Origin of the sequence: Stenotrophomonas sp. CFBP 13718 (assembly GCF_014842145.1) — a bacterium.
In the GTDB taxonomy this organism is placed as follows: domain Bacteria; phylum Pseudomonadota; class Gammaproteobacteria; order Xanthomonadales; family Xanthomonadaceae; genus Stenotrophomonas.
This window is the reverse complement of sequence record NZ_JACYVC010000023.1, coordinates 1-1031: the sequence shown is the minus strand read 5'-3', so window position 1 is coordinate 1031 and position 1031 is coordinate 1. Positions and strand designations below refer to the sequence as shown.

General features: G+C 63.4%; 1 pseudogene. It reads left to right on the top strand.

Annotated elements, in window-relative coordinates:
• Nucleotides 1-90: 90 nt before the first annotated feature.
• Nucleotides 91-1031 (top strand): annotated as a pseudogene (locus tag IFT58_RS18620) (RHS repeat protein); the annotation flags it as partial.

Below are 1031 nucleotides of genomic sequence, written 5' to 3'. Positions count from 1 at the left end.
GTGGCCGACTACATGCGGGATGCGCAGGGCCGCGTCACCCAGGTAGGACTCAAGCGTGGAACTTTGGCTCGGCAGGTTCTGGTCAAGCAGGTGGGCCATGCGCCGTTCGGTCCCATCACCGGCTGGACCTATGGAAACGAACGTCGCCTGAACCGTCCGCATGATCAGGACTACAGGGTGAGCAGCGTCAGCGATGCGTCGACCGGTGGGCTCAAGCTCGGATTTGGATATGACGCAGTGGGTGCGCTTACCCAGCTGCGTGCCGGTGCATCCGGAAGCGTGCTCGCGACCTACAGTTACGACGGGATGGGGCGCCTCTTGCAGGCAGCGGATGTTGCGGGTATGCCGACGCATACCTATGGCTGGGACGCGACCGGCAACCGGTCGCAGGCCGGCAGCAATGCAGGAACGCTGGCGTATCACTACCCGGCTACCAGCCATCGTCTGACCGGCGTGGGCGGTCTGGCGAGGACCTATGACGCTGCTGGCAACACAACGCAAATGAATGGTCTGACCTACGCCTACAACAGCGCAGGCCGACTGGGTCAGGTCAAGCAGGGGAGCACTTCGCTGGGAATCTACCGCTATAACCATCGGGGCGAGCGCGTGCTACGGCAGGCGGGTGGCAAAACCACCACGACGCTGTATGACGAATCCGGCCAATGGCTGGGTGAATACAGCGCAAGCGGGGTGCCACTGCAGCAGGTGGTGTGGCTGGAGAACTATCCGATTGCGGTGTTCAGTGAATCCAGCGCGGGTGTGCCGGCGCTGGGCTACGTGCAGCCGGATCACCTGGGCACACCACGGGTGATCATCGACGCGACGCGTAACGTGCCTGTGTGGGAGTGGGCGCTGACGGGTGAGGCGTTCGGGGCGGATGCTGCGAATGAGGATCCGGATGGGGATGGCGTCGCGTTTGGGTTTGCGCTGCGGTTCCCGGGGCAGCAGGCTACGCCGGAGAGCGGGCTGAACTACAACTACCAGCGGGATTATGATGCGGGGGTGGGGCGGTATGTGCAGAGTGATCCAAT